Origin of the sequence: Streptomyces sp. NTH33, assembly GCF_003236365.1 — a bacterium.
Taxonomy (GTDB): domain Bacteria; phylum Actinomycetota; class Actinomycetes; order Streptomycetales; family Streptomycetaceae; genus Streptomyces.
In genome coordinates this window covers 1-1845 of sequence record NZ_POTZ01000804.1, presented here as the reverse complement: position 1 = coordinate 1845, position 1845 = coordinate 1, and the positions used below count along the sequence as shown (strand labels likewise).

The window sequence follows — 1845 nt, the reverse complement described above, 5'->3', positions numbered from 1 at the left end:
GCGCCAGCACCCGCCAGTACCCCGCCCGGAAGGCCTCCGCCACCGTCCGGCCCTCCAACCGCGCATGCCCGCCCACGTCCACGGACGCGAACAGCAGCACCCGCCGCTCCACGGGGATCGCCCCCAGGACCTGCCGCCCGAACATCGCCCCGGCGAACGAGGGCGCCGCCAGGTGCGACACGCTCCGGCTGCGCGTCAGCGCCCGCGGGTGCGCCGCCCGCAGCGTGCGGTACACCGCGGTCGCGAAGTCGTCGTCGTACAGCCGCAGCATCGCCCGCAGATCGGGCCGTACGGACCGCGCGTACAGCACGGCCTCCAAATTCGTCGTGTCCGCGCTGGTCACCGCGAGCAGTGAGTGCGCGCGGTGGATCTTCGCGGCCTCCAGCACACCCTCCTGCGTGACGTCCCCCAGCACCACCGGCACCCGCAGCCGCCGTGCCGTCGCGATCCCGCGCGCCTCGGGGTCGGACTCCACGCACACCACCGGGATCCGCAGCTCCCGCAGCCGCGTCAGTACCCGCGTGCCGATCTTCCCCAGCCCCAGCAGCACGACATGCCCGCCCAGCCCGCGCGGCGGCTTGCGCAGCGCGGCGGCCGACCGGAACGTGCCCAGCGCCTCCAGCGCCGCCGCCAGCAGCACCGGCAGCAGCAACAGCCCCACCAGCCCGGACAGCAGCTGCAGCACCTGCCGCCCGACCGGCTCGCCCAGCGCGGGGTCGTCGATGGCGAACAGGTCGAGCAGCGTCAGGTACAGGGCACCCAGCGGATGCACCTCCGTCACCACCCACAGCGCCACCGCGAGCGCGAACACGCACGCCACCAGCCCCGCCGCCGTCCACCGCAGCCGCCGCGAGAACAGCGACGCCAGCGGCGGTACGGCGGCCGCGACCGCGCGGGCGGCGGACAGCGGCGGACCGGCGGCGTACGACACCTGCTCCAGCACCACGGTCCCGCGCCCCGTGGCGGCCCGTACCGCCGCCTCGTCCGGCAGCAGCTGCGGCCCCTGCTCCCCGCTCTCCTCGGAGCCGTCCGCGCCGGCCGGGTCGCTGCTCGTCGCGGACAGCAGTGCCAGGGTGCACAGCCCGGGGTCGGCGACCCGGCCCGGCGCGGGTGGCTGCCGTTCCACCGCGCGCAGCAGCAGCCGGTCGGTCTGGACGACCTTGCTGGTGCCGGCGACGGCGCTGGCGACCAGGGCGGGCGCGGCCGTGTCCGCGTCGGACAGCACGGTCGTGGACGCGTCCGGGTCCAGTGCGCCCCCGCCCGGTACCGCCTCACCGTCCCCGGTCGCCAGCGCGGCGGCCTGGTCGAGGAGTCCCTCGATGTGCTGGCCCAGCCGCCGGTTGTACAGGCGCAGGACGAGCCGCAGCCGCGGGTTGAGGCGGCGGGCGGTGAGGGCGGCGCGGATGTTGGTCTCGTCGTCCTCGTACACCAGGGCCAGTGCCGCCGCCCGCTCCACACCGGCGTCCGCGAGGACGGCCTCGGTCAGTTCGGCGGCCTCCAGCTCCCGGTCGGCGCCGCCCGGTTGACCTGCCCCACCGCCGGTGCCGTTGCCGCCCGTCCGGTTCACCGCCGCACTCATCATCCGGTCCAGCAGTGCCGACGCGGTACGGGCCCGGCCCACCACCGGTGGCCGTGCCGTGCGCTCGGACGGCGGCACGACCAGCGTCACCTGCTCGCCGTACACCCCCCGCAGCTCGGCGGCCAGACGGTGCGCGAGCCCGTCGTCCCCGCACACCACCATGTGCGCGCCCGCGACCCCCGGTGCGCCACCCTGATACGGAACGCTCCCCACGAGGGAGAAGACTGCCCTACCGGGACGGGTGGTTCCACGCACCCCCCACCACC

At 76.1% G+C, this 1845-nt stretch carries 1 protein-coding gene; it reads right to left on the bottom strand.

The window, feature by feature from the left end; all coding sequences use genetic code 11:
* Positions 1 to 1741: NAD-binding protein (locus C1I97_RS36435; protein ID WP_111007182.1), on the bottom strand; the 1741-nt coding region annotated here is incomplete at its 3' end.
* Between the last annotated feature and the right edge of the window lie 104 nt (positions 1742 to 1845).